The sequence below is a fragment of the Streptomyces sp. NPDC052299 genome (assembly GCF_040679335.1).
Lineage (GTDB): Bacteria > Actinomycetota > Actinomycetes > Streptomycetales > Streptomycetaceae > Streptomyces.
In genome coordinates this window covers 158,359-181,321 of the sequence record NZ_JBFAUP010000014.1, presented here as the reverse complement: position 1 = coordinate 181,321, position 22,963 = coordinate 158,359, and the positions used below count along the sequence as shown (strand labels likewise).

17 protein-coding genes are annotated in these 22,963 nt (G+C 71.7%); 13 read left to right on the top strand and 4 right to left on the bottom strand.

What is annotated here, in order from left to right; all coding sequences use genetic code 11:
• Positions 1-145 precede the first annotated feature (145 nt).
• The 5 genes from AB0L33_RS23965 to AB0L33_RS23945 are packed head-to-tail and all read left to right on the top strand — an operon-like array spanning position 146 to position 8,058.
• A complete protein-coding gene (locus AB0L33_RS23965) occupies positions 146-1,525 on the top strand; it encodes a diaminobutyrate--2-oxoglutarate transaminase family protein (protein WP_365684565.1) in 1,380 nt (459 codons plus the stop codon).
• 28 nt (positions 1,526-1,553) lie between these two features.
• Positions 1,554-3,476, top strand: a complete 1,923-nt coding sequence (locus AB0L33_RS23960; RefSeq protein ID WP_365684563.1) for an IucA/IucC family protein — start codon at positions 1,554-1,556, stop codon at positions 3,474-3,476.
• Complete coding sequence (locus AB0L33_RS23955; RefSeq protein ID WP_365684663.1) at positions 3,371-4,141, top strand: GNAT family N-acetyltransferase; 771 nt, start codon at positions 3,371-3,373, stop codon at positions 4,139-4,141. The genes AB0L33_RS23960 and AB0L33_RS23955 overlap by 106 nt, the downstream gene beginning before the upstream one ends.
• Before the next feature lie 60 nt (positions 4,142-4,201).
• Entirely contained in the window at positions 4,202-6,037 is a 1,836-nt protein-coding gene (locus tag AB0L33_RS23950; protein ID WP_365684561.1) for an IucA/IucC family siderophore biosynthesis protein, read from the top strand.
• A gap of 50 nt (positions 6,038-6,087) precedes the next feature.
• Entirely contained in the window at positions 6,088-8,058 is a 1,971-nt protein-coding gene (locus AB0L33_RS23945; protein ID WP_365684559.1) for an ATP-dependent DNA helicase, read from the top strand.
• Positions 8,059-8,147: 89 nt separating this feature from the next.
• Here the strand turns inward: AB0L33_RS23945 and lexA are convergent, their stop codons facing one another.
• Positions 8,148-8,942, bottom strand: a complete 795-nt coding sequence (lexA, locus tag AB0L33_RS23940) for a transcriptional repressor LexA (protein WP_365684557.1) — start codon at positions 8,940-8,942, stop codon at positions 8,148-8,150.
• Between the two features lie 518 nt (positions 8,943-9,460).
• Here lexA and nrdR point away from each other — a divergent pair.
• Both nrdR and AB0L33_RS23930 read left to right on the top strand, forming a co-directional pair.
• Positions 9,461-9,973, top strand: coding sequence for a transcriptional regulator NrdR (gene nrdR / locus AB0L33_RS23935; RefSeq protein ID WP_328902755.1), 513 nt, complete (start codon positions 9,461-9,463; stop codon positions 9,971-9,973).
• A 163-nt stretch (positions 9,974-10,136) separates the two neighbouring features.
• Complete coding sequence (locus AB0L33_RS23930; protein WP_365684555.1) at positions 10,137-13,040, top strand: vitamin B12-dependent ribonucleotide reductase; 2,904 nt, start codon at positions 10,137-10,139, stop codon at positions 13,038-13,040.
• 66 nt (positions 13,041-13,106) lie between these two features.
• Here the strand turns inward: AB0L33_RS23930 and AB0L33_RS23925 are convergent, their stop codons facing one another.
• The gene (locus AB0L33_RS23925) at positions 13,107-13,643 is read right to left on the bottom strand and encodes a TerD family protein (RefSeq protein WP_365684553.1); all 537 of its coding nucleotides are present in this window, start codon (positions 13,641-13,643) and stop codon (positions 13,107-13,109) included.
• A gap of 191 nt (positions 13,644-13,834) precedes the next feature.
• On the opposite strand from AB0L33_RS23925, the gene AB0L33_RS23920 reads away from it, so the two are divergent.
• The 6 genes from AB0L33_RS23920 (at position 13,835) to AB0L33_RS23895 (ending at position 19,765) form a co-directional block, all read left to right on the top strand.
• Positions 13,835-14,440: a DUF4937 domain-containing protein gene (locus AB0L33_RS23920; RefSeq protein WP_365684551.1), complete on the top strand. Its 606-nt coding sequence runs from the start codon at positions 13,835-13,837 to the stop codon at positions 14,438-14,440.
• Positions 14,441-14,529: 89 nt separating this feature from the next.
• Positions 14,530-15,189 (top strand): histidine phosphatase family protein, encoded by a 660-nt coding sequence (locus tag AB0L33_RS23915; RefSeq protein WP_365684549.1) that lies wholly within the window; start codon positions 14,530-14,532, stop codon positions 15,187-15,189.
• 10 nt (positions 15,190-15,199) lie between these two features.
• On the top strand, positions 15,200-16,096 hold the full coding sequence (locus AB0L33_RS23910) for an ADP-ribosylglycohydrolase family protein (RefSeq protein ID WP_365684547.1): 897 nt from the start codon (positions 15,200-15,202) through the stop codon (positions 16,094-16,096).
• Positions 16,097-16,672: 576 nt separating this feature from the next.
• A complete protein-coding gene (locus AB0L33_RS23905; protein WP_365684661.1) occupies positions 16,673-18,190 on the top strand; it encodes a DUF4173 domain-containing protein in 1,518 nt (505 codons plus the stop codon).
• 186 nt (positions 18,191-18,376) lie between these two features.
• The gene (locus AB0L33_RS23900) at positions 18,377-19,087 is read left to right on the top strand and encodes a ribonuclease HII (protein ID WP_365684545.1); all 711 of its coding nucleotides are present in this window, start codon (positions 18,377-18,379) and stop codon (positions 19,085-19,087) included.
• A 60-nt stretch (positions 19,088-19,147) separates the two neighbouring features.
• A complete protein-coding gene (locus AB0L33_RS23895) occupies positions 19,148-19,765 on the top strand; it encodes a hypothetical protein (protein WP_365684543.1) in 618 nt (205 codons plus the stop codon).
• Between the two features lie 105 nt (positions 19,766-19,870).
• On the opposite strand, the gene AB0L33_RS23890 is transcribed toward AB0L33_RS23895, so the two are convergent.
• Together AB0L33_RS23890 and AB0L33_RS23885 are read right to left on the bottom strand one after the other, a co-directional pair.
• Positions 19,871-20,500, bottom strand: a complete 630-nt coding sequence (locus AB0L33_RS23890; RefSeq protein ID WP_365684541.1) for a hypothetical protein — start codon at positions 20,498-20,500, stop codon at positions 19,871-19,873.
• Positions 20,501-20,718: 218 nt separating this feature from the next.
• Positions 20,719-22,890 (bottom strand): RecQ family ATP-dependent DNA helicase, encoded by a 2,172-nt coding sequence (locus AB0L33_RS23885; protein WP_365684539.1) that lies wholly within the window; start codon positions 22,888-22,890, stop codon positions 20,719-20,721.
• Positions 22,891-22,963 lie beyond the last annotated feature (73 nt).

Here is a 22,963-nt window from a genome sequence, read left to right as displayed (position 1 = left end):
GATCTTCGGATTCGGCCGTGATCCTTTGCCCCCTCGGTCGTTGGTACGCGTGGGGGGCACGGAGACAGCGTTCACCCTCGCAGGCCGTCCTTGCGAAATCGTACTGACGTGCAACGCAACTGTTACAGCGGGAGGATCAAGAGCCGTGGCCGTGACCGAACCAGCTCCGGCGCCACCCCTGGCGGCCCACGAAGGCATCCTGCGCCGTCAGTCGCTGCGTGAATCGGCCGCCCGCACGTACGCCAGATCGCTGCCGATCGTGCCGGTGCGGGCCCGGGGGCTGACCATCGAGGGCGCGGACGGGCGGCGGTATCTCGACTGCCTGTCCGGGGCCGGGACGCTGGCCCTCGGCCACAACCACCCCGTCGTCCTGGAGGCGATCAAGAAGGTCCTGGACTCGGGTGCCCCGCTGCACGTCCTCGACCTGGCCACGCCGGTCAAGGACGCGTTCGTTACGGAGCTGTTCAGCACCCTTCCGCGGGAATTCGCGGACAACGCCCGGGTCCAGTTCTGCGGTCCCGCCGGTACGGACGCGGTCGAGGCGGCCTTCAAGCTCGTCCGCGCCGCCACCGGCCGCAGCGGCCTGCTGGCCTTCACCGGCGCCTACCACGGCATGACGGCGGGCGCCCTCGCGGCTTCCGGCGGCGCCGAGGACGTACGGGTGACCAGGCTGCCCTTCCCGCAGGACTACCGCTGCCCCTTCGGCATCGGCGGCGAGGCCGGTGCGCGGACCGCCGCCCACTGGACCGAGAGCCTGCTGGACGACCCCAAGAGCGGGACGCCCGCCCCCGCCGGGATGATCCTCGAACCGGTCCAGGGCGAAGGCGGGGTCAACCCCGCGCCCGACGGCTGGATGCGCCGGATGCGCGAGATCACCGAGACCAGGTCCATCCCGCTGATCGCCGACGAGGTCCAGACCGGCGTCGGCCGGACCGGCGCCTTCTGGGCCGTCGGGCACAGCGGCATCGTGCCCGACGTCATGGTGCTCTCCAAGGCCATCGGCGGCTCCCTCCCGCTCGCCGTGATCGTCTACCGCTCGGAGCTCGACACCTGGCAGCCCGGCGCCCACGCCGGCACCTTCCGCGGCAACCAGCTCGCCATGGCGGCCGGCACGGCCACCCTCGCGTACGTCCGCGAGAACGGCCTCGCCGAACGGGCCGGGGTCCTCGGCGCCCGCATGCTGACGAGCCTCAAGTCGCTCGCCGCGGACCACCCGTGCGTCGGCGACGTCCGGGGGAGGGGCCTGATGATCGGGGTCGAGATCGTGGACCCCGAAGCCCGCCCGCAGGGCACCGGCACCGAACCGCCGCCGGACCCGGTCCTCGCCGCGGCCGTCCAGCAGGAGTGCCTGAGCCGCGGGCTCATCGTCGAACTCGGCGGCCGGTACTCCACCGTCGTACGCCTCCTGCCGCCCCTCACGCTCACCGACGAACAGGCGACAGCGGTGGTCGACCGCCTCGCCGACGCCCTGGCAGCGGCGGAGCGCTCACCGCACCGCCGCCTGCCGACCGGATCGCTCCGCTGACCACGGACACCAGCACAGGAAGACCGCCGTGAACCCCACCCCCGCGCCCGAGGCCGACGGCCCTCCCCCCAGCCACACCCCCGAGTCGGACGGCCCCGGCGGGGTCGCCGTCGAGGCGACGACCGTGCCGCGCCAGAAAGAGACCCCGCACGACCTGTGGCGTGCCTCGCGGCCCGCCTCCCCGCCTCGCACCGCCGTACGCCGACAGGACCGGACGGCAGCCGCCCCGGACGCCGACCCGCTCGGCCATCCCGACCCGCTCCGCGCCGCCGACACGGCCGGCGTCGAGAACCTGCTGCGCTGCTGGGTCCGCGAGAACGACCTGCCCCGACCGGCCGGGGACACCCTGCGCGTCCCGCTCCCCGCGAGCGGCACCGCCCTGCTCGTCCCCGTCCGCCACTGGTCCGCCACGGGCTGGCACCGCTTCGGGCCCCCCGTCCTGGAGGGGGCACCCGCCGCCGCGCCCACCGCCGACGCCGTCACCGTGGCCGCCCTGCTCGGCCGGGAGGCCGGACACCACGACGGCGCCGACATGGCCGGCCGGGTCGCCGATTCGGTACGGCGCACCGCCTCGTTCATCGAGGAGCGCCGCCGCCGCCCCGCCGCGCCCGACGAGGCCGACCTCTTCCTCACCGCGGAACAGTCCCTCCTCCTCGGCCACCCCCTGCACCCGTCGCCCAAGAGCAGGGAGGGGCTCACCGACGCCGAGGCGCGCCGCTACTCACCCGAACTCCACGGCTCCTTCCCGCTCCACTGGATGGCCGCCGACCGCTCCGTGCTGGCCACCGACTCCGCGTGGACCGACCAGGGCCGCCCCGTGCCCGCCGCCGACCTCGTCGCCCGGCACGCCCCCGGCCTGGCCTTCCCCGCGCACACCGCGCCCCTTCCCCTCCACCCCTGGCAGGCCCGCGAGCTGCGGAGCCGGCCGGAGGTCGCCGCCCTGCTCGACGCCGGACTCCTGCACGACCTCGGCCCGTACGGTGCCCCATGGCACCCCACCTCGTCGGTCCGCACCGTGCACCGTCCGGGGACCGACCTGATGCTGAAGCTCTCCCTCGGCGTCCGGATCACCAACTCCCGCCGGGAGAACCTCCGCAAGGAGCTCCACCGCGGCGTCGAGGTGCACCGGCTGCTCCGTACCGGACTCGCCCGCGAGTGGCGCGCGGCGCACCCCGGCTTCGACATCGTGCGCGACCCCGCCTGGCTCGCCGTCGACACCCCGGACGGCGCGCCCGTGCAGGGCCTCGACGTCATGCTCCGGCACAATCCCTTCAGCCGGAACGACGACGCCGTCTGCATCGCCGGGCTCACCGCTCCCCGCCCCTGGCCGGGCCGGACGGGGCCGCACTCACGCCTCGCCGACGTGGTCCACCGCCTCGCCGCGGCCACCGGACGGACGACGACCGCGGTGGCCGCCGAGTGGTTCCTGCGCTACCTGGAGCGCGTCGTCCACCCGGTGCTGTGGCTCGACGCCCACGCCGGGGTCGCGCTCGAAGCCCACCAGCAGAACACCCTCGTCCTGCTGGACGCGAACGGCTGGCCCACCGGCGGCCGTTACCGTGACAATCAGGGCTACTACTTCCGGGAATCGCACCGCACCGCGCTCGACCACAGGCTCCCCGGCATCGGATCGGTCAGCGACACCTTCGTCTCCGACGCCGTCACCGACGAACGCTTCGCCTACTACCTCGGCATCAACAACGTATTCGGACTGATCGGGGCGTTCGGCTCCCAGGGACTCGCCGACGAGCAGATGCTCGTCGACGCCTTCCGGCGCTTCCTGAAGTCGGCGTACGCACTGGGCTCACCGCTCCCCGCCCACCTGCTCGAAAACCCGCGCCTGCGCTGCAAGGCCAACATGCTGACCCGCCTGCACGGACTCGACGAACTCGTCGGCCCCGTCGACACCCAGTCCGTCTACGTCACCATCACCAACCCCCTGCACGGCTGAGGGCCGGACCGCGCGCCGGGACCGGAAGCCGATCGCCGAGATCATCGCCGAGAGCTGAGAGAGGAGCACCGTCCGTGCCTCCCCCCGACGCGCCCGCCGGTCCCGTCCTCCGGCCGGAATGGGCCCCCGTCCCCACACCGGCCGGAGAGTTCCAGCTCGTCCCGGTCCGCCCGGAGCGCGATCTTCCGACCCTCACCCGGTGGATGAACGACCCCGTCGTCGCCGCCTTCTGGGAGCTGGCCGGTGGCGAGGGCGTCACCGCCCGGCACCTCGCCCCCCAGCTGGCCGAAGACAGCCACAGCACCCCGTGCATCGGGGTGCTGTCGGGCACGCCCATGAGCTACTGGGAGCTGTACCGCGCCGACCTGGACCCGCTCGCCCGCCACTACCCGGCGCGGCCGTACGACATGGGCGTCCACCTCCTCATCGGTGAGGGCCGCCACCGGGGTCGGGGCGCCGGCACCACGCTGCTGCGCGCCGTGGCCGGCCTCGTGCTCGACCACGCCCCCCTCTGCACGCGGATCGTCGCCGAGCCCGACGTCCGCAACGCCCCGTCCGTCTCCGCGTTCCTGAGCGCCGGATTCCGCCTCTCCGCCGAGATCGAACTCCCGGAGAAGCGGGCCGCGCTGATGGTCCGCGACCGAGCCCACCGCACCCGGCCATGAACGCATTCCCGACCCGTCCGCACCGCTCGAACCCCATCGGTTCCCACCCGAGGAGTCCCCGTGCCCACATACCCCGCGCATCACGACGCAACGGAGCCGCCCGCACTGCTCACCACCCCGGAGCTCAACCGGGACGCCTGGGACCGGGCCGCCTCCCGGATGCTCGCGAAGATGCTCGGTGAATTCGCCTACGAGGAAGTCATCGAGCCGGCTCCGCGAACCGCCGGCGGCAGCACGTACACCCTCCCCCTGGACGACGGCGGCAGCCTCTCCTTCTCCGCCCGGCGCGGCGTGTACGGGAGCTGGCGCGTCGACCCCGGATCGATCCGCGCGGCGGGCCCCGACCCCGCGGCGGGCAGCGCCCCGTTCCGCGACCCGCTCCTCTTCGTGACCCGGGCCCGCCGCCTCCTCGGCCTCGACGGTGCCACGCTCGGCCACCTCCTCCGCGAGCTGACGACCACACTCGCCGCGGACGCCCGCCTCGACCACACCGCGCTCACCGCCGCCGAGCTCGCCGGTCTCGGCTACGCGGAGCTGGAGGGCCACCAGACCGGCCACCCCTGGATCGTCGCCAACAAGGGCCGGCTCGGCTTCTCCGCCACCGACGCCGCCCGCTACTCGCCGGAGGCCCGCGAGCCCGTCCGGCTGCCCTGGATCGCCGTCTCCCACGGGATCGCCGAGTACCGGGGCGTGCCCGCCCTCGCCACCCCGGACAGGCTCTACACGCAGGAGCTCGACCCGGCCGTCCGCGCGTCCTTCGCCGACAGCCTGCGCGCACGCGGCCTGGACCCGGACGGCTATCACTACCTGCCGGTCCACCCCTGGCAGTGGGACGAGTGGATCGTGCCCCTCTTCGCCCCGGCCATCGCCGCCGGAGACATCGTGCCCCTGCCCGCCGACCCGGACGTCCGGCTGCCCCAGCAGTCCATCCGCACCTTCGCCAACCTCGCGCGGCCGGACCGGCACACGGTCAAGCTGCCGCTGTCGGTCCTCAACACCCTGGTCTGGCGCGGGCTGCCCACCGAGCGCACCGTCGCCGCGCCCGCCGTCACCGGCTGGGTGCTGGGGCTGCGCGACAACGATCCGTTCCTGCGCGACACCTGCGGCGTGATCCTCCTCGGCGAGGTCGCCTCGGTCACCGTCGAGCACCCGCTGTACGACCACCTCCCCGAGGCGCCGTACCAGTTCAAGGAGATCCTCGGGGCGATCTGGCGCGAGCCGCTGCCGCCGCGCCTGGCACCGGGGGAGCGGGCCCGGACCCTCGCCTCCCTCCTCCACACCGACCCCGAGGGACGCGCCTTCACCGCCGAGCTGGTCGCCCGCTCCGGGCTCGCTCCCGCCGTCTGGCTGACCCGCCTCTTCGCCGCCCTGCTGCCGCCCCTGCTGCACTTCCTCTACCGCTACGGCACCGTCTTCTCCCCGCACGGCGAGAACGCGATCGTCGTCTTCGACGGGCAGGACGTGCCCGTGCGCCTCGCGATCAAGGACTTCGTGGACGACGTCAACGTGAGCGCGCAGCCGCTGCCCGAGCACGACACCATGCCGGCGGACGTCCGCAGCGTCCTGCTGACCGAGGAACCGGAGTTCCTCACCCAGTTCATCCACTCCGGTCTGTTCACCGGGGTCTTCAGATTCCTCTCCCCGCTCTGCGAGGAACAGCTGGGCGTCCCCGAGGGCGAATTCTGGTCACTCGTCCGGGCGGAGATCCTGCGCTACCACGCCCGCTTCCCGGAGCTGAAGGAGCGGTTCGAGATGTTCGACATGCTGACCCCGCGCATCGACCGCCTCTGTCTGAACCGGAACCGCCTGCATCTCGACGGCTACCGCGACCGGCCCGTCCGCCCGCACGCGGCGGTCCACGGCAGTGTCGCCAACCCGCTCCACCTCTCCGAGTGAGGCCGGGAGTGCCCGCCGATGTCAGCGGCGCCCCGTAGGCTGGCCGGGCTATGACGAAGCCATCCCTCCCCGAGCTCCTGCACGCCGCCGTGACCGCCGTCGGCGGTACGGAGAGGCCCGGCCAGGCCGCCATGGCCGCCGCCGTCGCCGAGGCCGTAGACGACCAATCCCACCTGCTCGTCCAGGCCGGCACGGGGACGGGCAAGTCGCTCGGCTACCTGGTGCCGGCCCTGGCGCACGGCGAGCGCGTCGTCGTGGCGACGGCGACGCTGGCCCTCCAGCGCCAGCTCGTGGAGCGCGATCTGCCGCGTACGGTCGACGCGCTGCATCCGCTGCTGCGCCGCCGTCCCCAGTTCGCGATGCTCAAGGGCCGGTCGAACTACCTCTGCCTGCACCGGCTCCACGAGGGCGTGCCGCAGGACGAGGAGGAGGGGCTGTTCGACCAGTTCGAGGCGGCGGCCCCCTCCAGCAAGCTCGGCCAGGACCTGCTGCGCATGCGCGACTGGGCCGACGAGACCGAGACGGGCGACCGGGACGACCTCACGCCCGGCGTCTCGGACCGGGCCTGGGCGCAGATCTCGGTCTCCTCACGGGAGTGCCTGGGCGCGAGCAAATGCGCGTACGGCGCGGAGTGCTTCGCCGAGCAGGCCAGGGAGCGGGCCAAGCTTGCCGATGTGGTGGTCACCAACCACGCGCTCCTGGCGATCGACGCCATCGAGGGCGCCCCGGTGCTCCCGCAGCACGAGGTGCTGATCGTGGACGAGGCCCACGAGCTGGTCTCCCGGGTCACCGGCGTGGCCACCGGCGAGCTCACCCCCGGCCAGGTCAACCGCGCGGTGCGCCGCGCCGCGAAGCTGGTGAACGAGAAGGCGGCCGACGCGCTGCAGACGGCCTCCGAGGGCTTCGAGCGGGTCATGGAGCTGGCGCTCCCCGGCCGCCTGGAGGAGGTGCCGGAGGACCTGGGGTACGCGTTGATGGCCCTGCGGGACGCCGCGCGTACGGTGATCTCCGCGATCGGCGCCACGCGCGACAAGTCCGTCCAGGACGAGGACGCGGTCCGCAAGCAGGCGCTGGCCTCGGTGGAGTCCGTCCACGCCGTAGCCGAGCGCATCACGCAGGGCTCCGAGTACGACGTCGTCTGGTACGAGCGCCACGACCGGTTCGGCGCCTCGGTGCGGGTGGCCCCGCTCTCCGTCTCCGGGCTGCTGCGCGAAAAGCTGTTTGCCGAGCGCTCCGTCGTGCTCACCTCCGCCACGCTCAAGCTGGGCGGCGACTTCAACGGGGTGGGGGCCTCCCTGGGGCTCGCCCCGGAGGGCACGGCGGGCGAGGACGTCCCGCAGTGGAAGGGCCTGGACGTCGGCTCCCCGTTCGACTATCCGAAGCAGGGCATCCTGTATGTCGCGCGGCACCTGGCGACCCCGGGCCGCGAGGGCTCCCGCACGGACATGCTGGACGAGCTGTCCGAGCTCATCGAGGCGGCCGGCGGGCGCACGCTGGGGCTGTTCTCCTCCATGCGGGCGGCCAAGGCGGCGGCCGAGGAGCTGCGCGACCGGCTGGACAAGCCGATCCTGCTCCAGGGCGAGGAGACCCTGGGCGAGCTGATCAAGAACTTCGCCGCCGACCCGGAGACCTGTCTCTTCGGCACCCTGTCGCTGTGGCAGGGCGTGGACGTCCCGGGAGCGAGCTGCCAGCTGGTGGTCATGGACCGCATTCCGTTCCCCCGGCCCGACGACCCCCTGATGAGCGCGCGCCAGAAGGCGGTCGAGGAGGCCGGGGGCAACGGCTTCATGGCGGTGGCGGCCACGCATGCCGCGCTGCTGATGGCTCAGGGCGCCGGCCGTCTCGTCCGGGCCACGGGCGACAAGGGGGTCGTCGCGGTGCTCGACCCGCGCCTGGCCAACGCACGCTACGGCAGCTATCTGCGGGCCTCGCTCCCCGATTTCTGGTACACCACCGACCGCAACCAGGCCCGCCGCTCCCTGGCCGCGATCGACGCGGCGGCCAAGGCGGACGGGCGGTAGCCCCTCGGGGGTCGTACACGAGAAGGGCCCCGGGGCCGGCGCGAAGCCGGTCCCGGGGCCCTTCTCCCAGAGAGCGTGGGGTGCGGGTCTCAGACCCTGCGCAGCACGGCGACCACCTTGCCGAGGATCGTCGCCTCGTCGCCGGGGATCGGCTGGTACGCGGCGTTGTGCGGGAGCAGCCAGACGTGGCCGTCCTCGCGCTTGAAGCGCTTCACCGTGGCCTCGCCGTCCAGCATGGCGGCCACGATGTCGCCGTTCTCGGCGACGGGCTGGCGGCGGACGGTGACCCAGTCGCCGTCACAGATCGCCGCCTCGATCATCGAGTCACCGACGACCTTGAGGACGAAGAGCTCGCCGTCGCCCACCAGCTGGCGGGGGAGCGGGAAGACGTCCTCGACGGACTCCTCGGCGAGGATCGGCCCACCGGCGGCGATCCGGCCCACCAGCGGCACGTACGAGGCGGCGGGCTTGCCCGTGGTGTCCGTCGGCTGGGTGCTCGGCTGGTCCGAGCCGCGCACCTCGTAGGCCCGGGGGCGGTGGGGGTCGCGGCGCAGGAAGCCCTTGCGCTCCAGGGCCATCAGCTGATGGGCGACGGAGGAGGTGCTGGAGAGGCCCACCGCCTGACCGATCTCCCGCATCGACGGCGGATAGCCACGCCGCTGCACGGAATCCCGGATGACCTCGATCACCCGCCGCTGCCGGTCCGTGAGCCCCGAGCTGTCCGCCCGGATTCCGGGAGGTCGTCCGGGGAGCGAGCGCGCTGGGCGCCCGGACTCCGGGCCCTCCGTGTTCGTGACTGAGTCATTCATGGCATGCACCGGCTCGAGTCGGCTCTGGGAGCGGTCCTGGGCAGTGATGATGGCACTGTCTGCGGTGGTGGTCACGTCGGCGGCCCCTCTCGAATGGTCTCCCTGGCTGCACAACGGTAGTAGCTTTCGAAAGGTTGCGCCAAACACACGTTCGAGTGAAAAACGAATAAAAGACTGTCGGGGTTCCACCGGCAGGTGTATGAGGCTGCCTACGGTGCGCGACGGGGGTGCGCTTCCGGGGGCATCGCCGGTCGGTTCGGCGGGCGGTCGCGGCCGACTCCTGGACCGTACCGCGGGGCCCGTGCGGGCACCGTGCGAAGGGGCCGCCCGGTCGTCCGCCGTCCGGGCGCTTCCCGTACCCTCTTGGTCGGCCTTACGCTGCCTTCCGGCCGCCCTCCGGCGCGACACGCGCGTAGGGCCGAATGCGCGGCCGGACCCAAGATCTAGTGGTTGGATAGTTCCGACCGCCCCGAATGTAGTGGTCCCCCGTCGATCGGGGGTGCGGTCATCGCCTATGCTTGAGACCGCTTCGAGGGCCCCCGACCGGGCCTGAAGAGGCTATTCAGTCGTGCTGTGAAGGAGGGTTGGGAGCCATGCACTGCCCCTTCTGCAGGCACCCCGACAGCCGGGTCGTCGACAGTCGCACCACCGACGACGGGACCTCGATCCGCCGGCGCCGCCAGTGTCCCGACTGCTCCCGCCGCTTCACCACGGTGGAGACGTGTTCACTCATGGTGGTCAAGCGCAGCGGGGTCACCGAGCCCTTCAGCCGCACCAAGGTCATCTCGGGTGTGCGCAAGGCGTGCCAGGGGCGGCCCGTCACCGAGGACGCCCTCGCCAAGCTGGGCCAGCGGGTCGAGGAGGCGGTGCGCGCGACCGGCAGCGCCGAGCTGACCACGCACGACGTGGGCCTGGCCATCCTCGGCCCCCTGCAGGAACTCGACCTCGTCGCCTACCTGCGCTTCGCGTCCGTCTACCGGGCGTTCGACAGCCTCGAAGACTTCGAGGCCGCCATCACGGAACTCCGTGAGCGGCGGCCCCGCGCGGAATCATGCGGGAGCGGCGAGACCCTCGAGGTCCCCGCCCCCGCCGTCGCCGCCGACTGAGCGGCAGCCGCCGGCCGCGCCGATCCGGGGATCGGGCGGGCCGGCACCTGGACCTTGCTCCGGGCGACGTATGACGAATGCGGCGGCCGAAGCATCAGACACACACTGTGCCGGGGAAGTTCTCGGCACTTCAGGGCGTTTTTGCCCACATATGGGAGGCGGCATGACAGAGACGGCGAGCGGCCCGGCACGGGGTTCCCGCAACAAGGGGACCAAGTCGACTGCGTCCAAGCAGGGCCTGCGTATCGAGCGCATCCACACCACCCCCGGCGTGCATCCGTACGACGAGGTGTCCTGGGAGCGCCGTGACGTCGTCATGACCAACTGGCGCGACGGCTCGATCAACTTCGAGCAGCGTGGCGTCGAGTTCCCCGACTTCTGGTCGGTGAACGCGGTCAACATCGTCACCAGCAAGTACTTCCGGGGCGCCGTGGGCACCCCGCAGCGCGAGACCGGTCTGCGGCAGCTGATCGACCGGATCGTCAAGACGTACCGGAAGGCCGGCGAGGACTACCAGTACTTCGCCTCCCCCGCCGACGCGGAGATCTTCGAGCACGAGCTGGCGTACGCCCTCCTGCACCAGATCTTCAGCTTCAACTCCCCGGTGTGGTTCAACGTCGGCACGCCCCAGCCGCAGCAGGTCTCCGCCTGCTTCATCCTGGCCGTCGACGACTCCATGGAGTCGATCCTCGACTGGTACAAGGAAGAGGGCATGATCTTCAAGGGCGGCTCCGGTGCCGGCCTGAACCTCTCCCGCATCCGTTCCTCCAAGGAACTCCTCTCCTCCGGCGGCAACGCCTCCGGTCCCGTCTCCTTCATGCGGGGCGCCGACGCCTCCGCCGGAACGATCAAGTCCGGTGGCGCCACCCGCCGTGCGGCGAAGATGGTCATCCTCGACGTCGACCACCCCGACATCGAGAACTTCATCGAGACCAAGGTGAAGGAGGAGGAGAAGATCCGCGCCCTGCGCGACGCGGGCTTCGACATGGACCTGGGCGGCGACGACATCACGTCCGTCCAGTACCAGAACGCCAACAACTCGGTCCGCGTGAACGACGAGTTCATGAAGGCCGTCGAGTCCGGCGGCAAGTTCGGGCTGCGCGCCCGGATGACCGGCGACGTCATCGAAGAGGTCGAGGCCAAGTCCCTCTTCCGCAAGATGGCCGAGGCCGCCTGGGCCTGCGCCGACCCGGGCATCCAGTACGACGACACGATCAACCACTGGCACACCTGCCCCGAGTCCGGCCGGATCAACGGCTCGAACCCGTGCAGCGAGTACATGCACCTGGACAACACCTCGTGCAACCTCGCCTCGCTGAACCTGATGAAGTTCCTCAAGGACGACGGCAAGGGCAACCAGTCCTTCGAGTCCGAGCGCTTCGCCAAGGTGGTCGAGCTGGTCATCACGGCGATGGACATCTCCATCTGCTTCGCCGACTTCCCGACCGAGAAGATCGGCGAGAACACCCGCGCCTTCCGCCAGCTCGGCATCGGTTACGCCAACCTCGGCGCCCTGCTGATGGCGACCGGCCACGCGTACGACAGCGACGGCGGCCGCGCGCTCGCCGGCGCCATCACCTCGCTGATGACCGGCACCTCGTACAAGCGCTCCGCCGAGCTGGCCGCCGTCGTCGGCCCGTACGACGGCTACGCCCGCAACGCCGAGCCGCACCAGCGGGTCATGAAGCAGCACGCCGACGCCAACGCCGCGGCCGTGCACGCCGACGACCTGGACAACCCGATCTGGGCCGCCGCGACCGAGGCGTGGCAGGACGTGATCCGGCTCGGCGCGAAGAACGGTTTCCGTAACGCGCAGGCGTCGGTCATCGCGCCCACCGGCACCATCGGTCTCGCGATGTCCTGCGACACCACCGGCCTGGAGCCCGACCTCGCCCTGGTCAAGTTCAAGAAGCTGGTCGGCGGCGGCTCGATGCAGATCGTCAACGGCACCGTCCCGCAGGCCCTGCGCCGCCTGGGCTACCAGGAGGAGCAGATCGAGGCGATCGTCGCCCACATCGCCGAGCACGGCAATGTGATCGACGCCCCGGGCCTGAAGGCCGAGCACTACGAGGTCTTCGACTGCGCGATGGGCGAGCGGTCCATCTCCGCGATGGGTCACGTGCGCATGATGGCGGCCATCCAGCCGTGGATCTCCGGCGCGCTCTCCAAGACGGTGAACCTGCCGGAGACGGCCACCGTCGAGGACGTCGAGGAGGTCTACTTCGAGGCGTGGAAGATGGGCGTCAAGGCGCTCGCGATCTACCGCGACAACTGCAAGGTCGGCCAGCCCCTCTCCGCCAAGACCAAGGAGAAGGAGAAGGAGGCCGTCGCGGCCAAGGCCGAGGACACCATCCGTACCGCGGTCGAGAAGGTCGTCGAGTACCGCCCGGTCCGCAAGCGTCTGCCCAAGGGCCGGCCCGGCATCACCACCTCGTTCACGGTGGGCGGGGCCGAGGGCTACATGACGGCCAACTCCTACCCGGACGACGGCCTGGGCGAGGTCTTCCTGAAGATGTCCAAGCAGGGCTCGACCCTCGCGGGCATGATGGACGCCTTCTCCATCGCGGTCTCGGTCGGCCTGCAGTACGGCGTCCCGCTGGAGACGTACGTCTCGAAGTTCACCAACATGCGCTTCGAGCCGGCCGGCATGACGGACGACCCGGACGTGCGGATGGCGCAGTCGATCGTGGACTACATCTTCCGCCGCCTGGCGCTCGACTTCCTGCCCTTCGAGACCCGCTCGGCCCTCGGCATCCACTCCGCCGAGGAGCGTCAGCGCCACCTCGACACCGGCTCCTACGAGCCGACGTTCGAGGAGGAGCAGCTGGAGGCCGAGACCCTGGCCCAGACCGCGCCGGTGCGGACGGAGACGCTCAAGGCCGTCGCCCCGGTCCAGGAGACCGAGAAGGCCGCGCCGAGGACGGCGCACACCTCGGCCGAACTGGTCGAGATGCAGCTCGGCATCAGCGCGGACGCCCCGCTCTGCTTCTCCTGCGGGACGAAGATGCAGCGCGCCGGATCCTGCTACATCTGCGAGGGCTGCGGCTCCACCAGCGGCTGCAGCTGATCGTTGAACGGTGAGTGCGGGCAGGTCCTCCCCGGAGGGCTTGCCCGCACTGCTGTCACGCGGCGCCTACGCGCCGAAGGCACGGCCGCCCATCGCCGCGGCGAACTCCTCGGGGTCGCCGTCGAAGCCCCGGACGGCGCCGTGGAAGTGCCAGCCGCCCGATTCGTCCCGTACGAATTCGGCCACGACGGCCGCGGTGGCGCCGCCCACCGCGGAGAAGTCGTCCTCCGCCAGTGTCGTGTAGCCCTCGCGGACCTGGACCGCGGTGTTCTCTATGGCGCCGAACGTCTTGCGGCCGTCACGCTGCTGGATGGCGACGCCGACGACGACCCGGGCGTAGGCGTCGGACAGCCGGTCCAGCTCCAGCGTCATCACCTCGTCGTAGCCGAGGCCCTGACCCGTCCTGCTGTCCCGGTCGAGCGTGATCGTGCCGTCGGGCGCCCGGCTGTCGAAGTGCACGAGGTACGCCGGACTGCCGTACGGCTCGTCCGCCGGGTAGGTCGCCGCGATGATGTCGAGGTCGTTGGGGGCCTCGCCCCGGTCGCTGGGATCCCACTTGACCCGCACCTCGACCTTGTCGAGATCCTTGTTCGGAGTGCTCATCGGACTTCCCTCCTGTACGTGGGGACGACGCTCCGGTTCCGTCCCCCGATCATGTCCGCAACTCGCCCCGGAACCAACCGGCTTGCGGTCGAGCGGCTGAAACGGGCCATGATGGGGCGGGAGACGGCCGGTTCCGGTGGACTCCGCGGGAGCGTGACCCACGCCACGTCCGACAGCCGTACGATGGCGCAGTGCTGGTCAAGTGGATTCGCTGCAGTGTGTCGGACCGTCGGGGATTCGAACAGGGGCAGCGGAAGTGGGCGGGGCTGCTGGGTGAGCCGGGCTTCAGGGGGCAGGGCGGCGGCTGGAGCCGCGTCCGGCCGGAGGTGGCGCACGTCTTCGCCTTCTGGGAGAACCGGGTCTTCTACGACTCCTTCATGGCGCGCGCCCACGACGCCCTGGCCGCGGCCCAGTCCGGCACGTACCAGGACCTCCGGGTCAAGCTCTTCGAGTACCGCTCCGACGTGAAGACCGGATTCGAACCCCGCTTCACGGACGCGGACGTGCTCAGGGTGGCCCACAGCCGGGTCCACGAGGACCGCGTCGAACACTTCGCGCTGATGCAGCAGCGGGTGTGGAACCCGGCGATGGCGGGTTCGCCGGGGATGCTGCGGGGGGTGTTCGGCGAGGCGCCCGGGCACGAGTTCCTGGTCCTGTCGATGTGGCAGTCCAGCGCGGAACGCGGGAAGTACCGTCCGGGCAGCGTGGACCGGCTCTCGCAGCGCGCGGGCACGGAAGACGACGTGGCGGCGCTCGACGGCGACGTGGTGCAACTCGAACCGTCCTGGACGGTGTGACGCCCCCGGGCGACGGGTACGGCCGCGACATGCACCGGCGATTTCCGGACAGGTGCTCGAACGGCGATGACTCGATCTAGTGTCGTTGTATGGCACGACCGCAACGAATCGTTCTTGTCCGGCACGGTGAGTCCGAGGGCAACGCCGACGACACCGTGTACGAGCGCGAACCCGACCACGCGCTGAGGCTCACCCCCGCCGGGTTGCGCCAGGCCCGCGAGGCGGGGGAGCGGTTGCGCGGGCTGTTCGGGGAGGAGCGGGTCAGCGTGTACGTCTCTCCCTACCGGCGCACCCACGAGACGTTCGCCGCACTCGGCCTGGACGCCGGACGGGTGCGGGTCCGCGAGGAGCCCCGGTTGCGCGAGCAGGACTGGGGGAACTGGCAGGACCGCGACGACGTCAGGCTGCAGAAGGCGTACCGGGACGCCTACGGGCACTTCTTCTACCGCTTCGCGCAGGGCGAGTCGGGGGCGGACGTGTACGACCGGGTCGGCGCCTTCCTGGAGAGCCTGCACCGGAGCTTCGAGGACCCCGACCACCCGCCGAACGTCCTGCTGGTCACCCACGGTCTGACCATGCGGCTCTTCTGTATGCGCTGGTTCCACTGGACCGTGGCCGAATTCGAATCGCTTTCCAACCCCGGGAACGGGGAATCGCGGACGCTGGTGCTCGGTGAGGACGGGCGGTACACGCTCGACCGGCCCTTCGTGCGCTGGCGTACTCCTGAGCCCTACGGCATCTCCGGATAGAGTGGAATCGATGACCGAATCCGCTTCCGACCAGCGTCTCGAACGCGCCCTGGCCAGCCTGCGCGGCCTGTCCGTGGGAGACGCCCTGGGCTCCCAGTTCTTCGTGCCCGCCAACTACCCGCTCCTGAAGGACCGCGCCCTGCCGGACGGGCCCTGGCAGTGGACCGACGACACGGAGATGGCCTGCTCCGTCGTGGCCGTACTCCAGGAGCACGGCCGCGTCGACCAGGACGCCCTGGCCCTGTCCTTCGCGCACCACCACGACTTCGACCGGGGATACGGCCCGGCCGTGAACCGCATGCTGCGGCTGGTCCGCGAGGGCGGCGACTGGCGGGAGCTCGCCTCCTCCCTGTTCAACGGACAGGGCTCCTGGGGCAACGGCTCCTCGATGCGCATCGCACCGCTCGGCGCCTGGTACGCGGACGACCCCGAGCAGGCCACGCACCAGGCGGAGATCTCCTCGTACACCACGCACCAGCACCGGGAGGCCGTCGTCGGCGCGATGGCCGTCGCGGCGGCCGCGGCGCTCGTCGCCTCACCGGCCGGGCCGCCCGCTCCGGAGGCGCTGCTGGACGGGGTGGTCGCGCTCGTTCCGCGCAGCGCGGTCGGCGCCGGGCTGCGGCGGGCCCGGGACATGCTCGACTACAAGGACGCGGGCACCGTCGCGGCGGTCCTCGGCAACGGACGCCGGACCAGCGCGCACGACACCGTCCCCTTCGCCCTGTGGTCGGCGGCGCGGAGCCTCGGCGACTTCGAGGAGGCGTTCTGGGTGACGGCCCAGGCCGGCGGTGACGTCGACACGACCTGCGCGATCGTCGGCGGCGTGATCGCGGCGAGCACCGCAGGCGCCCCTCCGGCCCACTGGACGGCCCAAACGGAACCCCTGCCGGACTGGACACCCCGCTAGAGAGCGCCGCAGGCAGCCGCGGACCGGGCCACGCTTCAAGTGTCACGGTCCTGCCACAGCACCCCTTCTCCCGTCCGGGGGCCGTGACAGGGGGTTACTCTTTCGGCCACGCCGCCCTGGGTGATCATGACAAGGGGTGCGCACCGAATGAGACGCCGGGGGGTCGCGCGCAGCCCAGAGCTCGCGTGAGCGGACCCGGTGGGGAGGGGTCCCGTGTCCGAAACACCGCCAGCATCATCCCGGCCCGAGCCCGCGCCGGACGAGCCCGCCTCATCATCCCGGCCCGCACCGGACGAAGGTCTGCCCGGGCAGGCCGGCTCCGCGCGGGACGAGCCCAGGCAGGGCGTTCCCGGCCAAGGCACTCCTGAGCAGGCCGGCACCGCTCGGGCCGTACCCGGAACCGCGGCGGTGGGGGCGCGGGGCGAGCGGCCGGCCGCCGCCCCCGGAGCCGCGGGCAGGGGCGTCGCGGGAGGCGGTACGGCGTCGATGCCCGAACCACCCAAGATCCCCGCCTACGCGGCGCAGCGCCCCGGTGGACAGGGGCAGCCGAGCCCCTGGGGCAAGCCACCGCCTTCCGTGACGACGCGGCTCCGGGCCAAGAAACCGGGCCGCGTCCACACCGGCACCCTCTGGGCCACCCTCGCGACGGCCCTGCTCAGCATGTCCCTGCTGGGCGACGGCATCGGGCTGAACCTGCTCATCGTGGCGCTGCCCGCCTCGGCCGGCGCGTACATCTCCGCCAGGGCGGCGGGCCGCACGCTCCGCCCCTGGACCGCCGTGTGGGCCATCGGCGGCCTGGCGCTCCTGGCCGTCCCGGCCCTCCGGGATGCCGGCTGGCCCACCTTCCTCGCGATGGTGTCCGCTCTCGCGCTCGGCTCGCTGGCGCTGCACGGCAGCCGGAGCTGGCTCGGCGTGTTCCTCGGTTCCCTGGGCGTGTTCACTTCCGTGTTCGAATCGCTGGGCTGGGGTGTCCGGGGTGTGCGCGAGCGCATGTCGGGGTCCCGGGGCCGGTTCGGCGTGGTGTTCCGGTCCGTGGCCGTGGCCGTCGTGCTGGTCATCGTGTTCGGCGCGCTCTTCGCGAGTGCCGACGCCGCCTTCGCGGACCTGCTGGGCAACCTGACGCCGGACGTGTCGGTCGGTGACGGACCTTGGCGGGTCTTCCTGGGCCTCCTCGGCCTGGTCGGTGCCCTCGCCGCCGCCTACACCGCTGCCGCCCCGGTCCGCTGGGACGGGGTGACCGTACGCCCGGGCAAGGCGCGCGGGCGGCTGGAATGGGCCCTCCCGCTGATCGTCCTGAACCTCCTCTTCGCGGCGTTCCTCACCATCCAGCTCACGGTGCTGCTCGGCGGGTACGACAAGGTGATGGCCGAGACGGATCTCAGCTACTCCGAGTACGCGCGCCAAGGTTTCTGGCAACTGCTCTGGGCCACGGTGCTCACGCTCGGCGTCATCGCGCTCGCCCTTCGCTGGGCCCCGCGCGGCGGCACCCATGACCGCACCCTCGTCCGCTCCGTGCTCGGCACCCTGTGCTTCCTCACGCTGGTCGTGGTCGCCTCGGCCCTGCGCCGTATGGACCTCTACGTCGACGCGTACGGCCTGACCAGGCTCCGGATCTCCGTGGCCGCCGTGGAACTCTGGCTCGGTGTGGTCCTCGTGCTGATCATGGCGGCCGGCGTGTTCGGCCCCCGCATGCTGCCGCGCGCGGTCGCGGCGAGCGCGGCCGTCGGCGTCCTGGCCTTCGGCCTCATCTCGCCCGACGGGCTCATCGCCGAGCAGAACGTGCAGCGCTACCGCAGCGACCACTCGATCGACATCGAATACCTCAAGGGCCTGTCGGCCGACGCCGTACCCGCTCTCGACACCTTGCCCGAACCTCTGCGGTCCTGTGCGCTGCAAGAGATCCAGCGCTCCCTCCGCGACTCCGACGAACCCTGGTACGCCACGAGTTGGGGCGAAGCCCGAGCCCGGGACATCCTCGGCGACTGGGATCCGGGCTACCGCACCCTGGACTGCCGGGGGCTGAGCACGGGCGACAACGGCGACGAGCGCGGCGGCGGGACGGGCGACGTCTACGACCCGTACGACCCGTACTGACCAACCCGCGAGTGATTGCGCCGGGTTGCCGTCCGAAGCCCCCAATGCCGATCGCGCGGGCCTTGTGAAGACCGTGCCGGAAGCCGTGTGTCGCGCGCCGTCCGGCGCGCGACCGTCGGTGTGATCCCGGGAGGGGGTGCCCCGGGGTGTTCCTGGCGCCCCCTTCGGCGTACGCTGACAGACGCCATGCCGTACGAACCACCCACGCATACCGTCGAGCGCTCACTGCGCGCCACCACCGGTGCCAAGATCGTCGCCGGTGTCGACGAGGTCGGACGCGGAGCGTGGGCGGGACCTGTCACGGTGTGCGCCGCGGTCACCGGTCTCCGCAGGCCCCCCGCCGGACTCACCGACTCCAAGCTGATCACTCCCAAGCGCCGTGCGGAACTCGCTCCGCTGCTGGAGAGCTGGGTCACCGCATACGCCCTCGGTGACGCCTCCCCCCAGGAGATCGACGCGCTCGGCATGACCGCCGCCCTCCGGCTGGCGGCCGTACGTGCCCTGGAGGCCCTGCCGGTCCGCCCCGACGCGGTGATCCTGGACGGCAAGCACGACTACCTGGGCAGCCCTTGGCAGGTGCGTACCGTCATCAAGGGGGACCAGTCCTGCGTCGCGGTGGCCGCGGCCTCGGTGATCGCGAAGGTCCGCCGGGACGCCATGATGGCCGAACTCGGCGCGCAGAACGGGGAGTACGCGGACTTCGGCTTCGAGGCCAACGCCGGCTATCCGTCGCCCGCGCACAGGGCCGCACTCGAGGAGCGTGGGCCCACCGCCCACCACCGCCTGTCGTGGTCCTACCTTGACGCGCTGCCCCGGTGGCAGCACCTGAAGAAGATCCGTTTCTCCGCCGAGGCGGCCGCACTGGAAAGCGGGGGCCAGCTCGGCTTCGACTTCTGATCGCGCACATGTGCCCACCCGCCGATGCCCGCGGTATCGGCGTTTGATAGACAACCACCCATGCCTCTCATCCCCGAGGAGCCTCAGATTCACGAGAGCGCCCAGGGTCCCCGCGCCACCCCGGCCACCGGCCGCGCCGCGTCGACCCCTCGTCCCGTACCCGGTCCGCGTACAGCGGCCATGCCGCGCCCCGGTCGTCCGGTGCCCGGCCCGCGGCCTGCGCCCCCCGCGCAGCGCCGGCAGTCCACCTCCGGCAGGCCCCAGGCGGCGCCGTCGGAGAATCGTTCCGCACCGCAGCTCCAAATCATCCCCGCATCGGCCGACGGGGCGCTCGACGCCGCCGACGAGGCGGTGGATCTGCTGCTCGACTCGGGTCGCGCACCCGGCGACATCCTGGTGCTGACCACGGGCGGACAGCACCCGTGGGCGACCCACGAGCTCTCCTTCGGTGAGACCGCCTACTGGGCTCAGCACGAAGCGGGCGACGACGTCTTCTTCGCCGCGGCCGCGGCGGCGGACCGGGTCAAGCCCCGGCCGGTGGTGATCGTCGCGGTCAACGGCCCGGCCGACGACGCGGCCGCGCGGGCACTTGCCAACGCACGCGAGGCCGCCGGTGTGCTGCTGATCGCCTGCGGCGACCCGCAGCGGATCAACGCCGCGCTCGGCGCCGGCGTCTGAGCACCGACGCCGGCGGGACCGCGGCCGCTTCCGGCCCCGCGCCCCCCGGCGGCTTCGGCGGTCCGGCCGTCCGCGAGGGCTGCCGGACCACCGAAGCGTGCTCGATCAGCGTGCGGCGGAGCGGTGCAGTGCCTGCGCTGCTCCGCCGCCGCTCCGCGACGGCACCTGCTCGGTGGACAGGGCGGTGTCGGCGAGGGCCGAAGGCTGCGACATGGAGTTCGGACGGCGGCCGCCCCTGCCCTCGCCCAGCACCTGCCAGCCACCCCTGGTCAGCGTGATGTACGCGCCGCACCGCAGCCCGTGCAGTGTGCAGGCGTCCCGCAGCCCCCACATCCACGCTCCGTCCTCCTCCGTCCAACGCTCGTCCCCTTCGCGGCAGTAGAGCAGTACCGCGGTACGGACGGGGGTACGGCGGCGCAGATCATGCGGGATGACGCGGCGCAGGTGCGCGAGCAGTGAGTTCCGGAACTCCCAGCCGTCGGCCGTCACCGAGCGGCGGGCGAAAGAGGCGCTTGCCGTCAAGCGCTCCTCGTGGTCCAGGACGGCGACCACAGCGGTGGTCGGCGTCGGCCGGTGCCTGGCGTGCAGTCCGCTGACCACCTCACGCGGGCTGCGCAGCAGAGGTATTCCGGCCGCTGCCCATTCGGCCGGTTCGAGCATTCTGGCAAGGCGGTTGGCCGAGTCGGCGGCTGTCGACATCGAAGTGGCTGCGGACGGAGCGAATCCGAAGGTCACGGTCCTCCCTTCGCATACGCGCCCACGATGCGGGCAGGGTCGGGTGAGGGCGCGCCGCGGCACAGCCCTTTCGGGCCCGCGAGAGGACCGTGCGGGGAGCGAGACCAATTCTTCCTGGCGTATCGGCAGGCGGCAACGAGCAATTGGTGAGGCTGACGGTATTCAGCCGGAATGACACGGATATCCCTGCCCAGTCCGGTCCCGCCTGACGCCTCCTGTCACGCCTGAACGGCGAGGACCAGCGGAAACACCGCCTCCGCCCCGGCTCGACGCAACAGGCGGGCTGCCACGGCGAGCGTCCAGCCGGTGTCCGAGAGATCGTCGACGAGCAGTATCGGCCCGTCCGTGGCCGCCAGGGCCTCCGCGAGGTCGGGTGCGACGACCAGCCTGTCGTGCAGGGCTCGTACCCGCTGCGCGCTGTTGGTCTGCGACACCCGGACCTCGTCGGCGTCCGGAGCCAGGGTCAGGCCTCCCAGCAGCGGCATCCGTCCCACTCCGGCGATGTGCCTGCCGAGCGATTCGACGAGCTGAGGTCTGCGGATCGAGGCCATGGTGACGACACCGACCGGCCGGGGCACGGCGTTGACGGCCCCCGGAGCCCAGCCGCCAGGACCCCTGGCCCAGTCGGCCAGCACGGTCACCACCGCATCGGCCACGTCGCCCGGAACCGGAGCGTCGGGTGCCTGAGCCGCCAGTATCGGGCGCAGTCTGTTGCCCCACCCGATGTCGGTGAGCCGGCCCAGCGCCCGTCCGGTGCCCGCGAGCTCCGTCGCGGGAATCCTGCCCTTGAGATCAACACCCACTGACGGGAGCCCGGTCGGCCACATCTTGCGGGGCTCCACCTCCACACCGGCCCTGCGGAGCTCGCCCCTCGCCGTCTCCAGAGCGGCGTCGGAGACTCCCGCCCCGAAACGGGCGCCGGCACAGTTGTCGCAACGCCCGCACGCGGTCGCCGCCTCGTCGTCGAGCTGATGGCGCAGGAACTCCATCCGGCAGCCGTCCGTCGTGGCGTAGTCGCGCATGGCCTGCTGCTCGGCAGCACGCTGACGGGCCACCCACGCATAGCGTTCGGCGTCGTAGACCCAGGGTTCTCCCGTCGCGGTCCAGCCACCCTTCACCCGCCTGACCGCCCCGTCCACGTCGAGGACCTTGAGCATGCTCTCCAGCCGTGCGCGACGCAGGTCGACCAGCGGTTCCAGGGCGGGCAGTGAGAGCGGCCGTCCGGCCTGGTCCAGCGCGTCGAGGGTGCGCCGGACCTGTTCCTCCGGCGGAAAGCCGACCGACGCGAAGTACTGCCAGATCGCTTCGTCCTCCTTGCCCGGCAGGAGCAGCACCTCGGCATGTTCGACACCGCGTCCGGCGCGGCCCACCTGCTGGTAGTAGGCGATGGGGGAGGACGGCGACCCGAGGTGCACGACGAAGCCGAGGTCGGGCTTGTCGAAGCCCATGCCGAGAGCGGAGGTCGCCACCAGCGCCTTGAGCCGGTTGGCCAGCAGATCGTCCTCCGCCTGCTGCCGCTCCGCGTTCTCGGTGCGGCCGGTGTAGGAGGCGACGGTGTGCCCGCACTGGCGGAGATACGCGGTGACCTCCTCGGCGGCCGCGACCGTCAGTGTGTAGATGATGCCCGAGCCCGGAAGCTCCTTGAGGTGGTCCCCGAGCCATGCCAGACGGTGGGCCGCGTTCGGCAGTCGCAGCACGCTGAGGCTCAGGCTCTCGCGGTCCAGCGAGCCCCTCAGCACGAGCGCGTCCGCGCCGGCACCGGTACCGAGCTGCTCCGCCACGTCGGCGGTGACCCGGGCGTTCGCCGTGGCGGTGGTGGCGAGCACCGGAACACCGGGAGGGAGGTCGGCGAGCATCGTCCGCAGTCGGCGGTAGTCGGGCCGGAAGTCGTGGCCCCAGTCGGAGATGCAGTGCGCCTCGTCCACGACGAGCAGACCGGTTTCCGCGGCGAGCCTTGGCAGCACCTGGTCGCGGAAGTCAGGATTGTTGAGGCGCTCGGGGCTGACCAGCAGGACGTCGACCTCACCCGCGGCGACCTCGGCCTGCACGGTGTCCCACTCCTCCGTGTTGGACGAATTGATCGTGCGCGCGCTGATGCCGGCGCGGGCCGCCGCCGCGACCTGGTTGCGCATCAACGCCAGCAGCGGCGAGACGATGACGGTGGGCCCGGCGCCTTGGGCGCGCAGAAGTGAGGTGGCGACGAAGTACACCGCGGACTTCCCCCAGCCGGTCCGCTGGACGACCAGCGCTCGGCGCTTGTCCGCGACGAGTGCCTCGATGGCCCGCCACTGGTCCTCACGCAGCCGAGCGGTGCCCGAGGCGTCGCCGACGAGTCGGGACAGTATGGAATCGGCCGAAGCCCTGAGGTCTGTGCGGTCTGCGACGGTCATGCCTCCCATGCAACCCGATGCATCCGACAACCGCGAACGGCTGACTACTCCCTGTGGATAAGTTATCCACAGG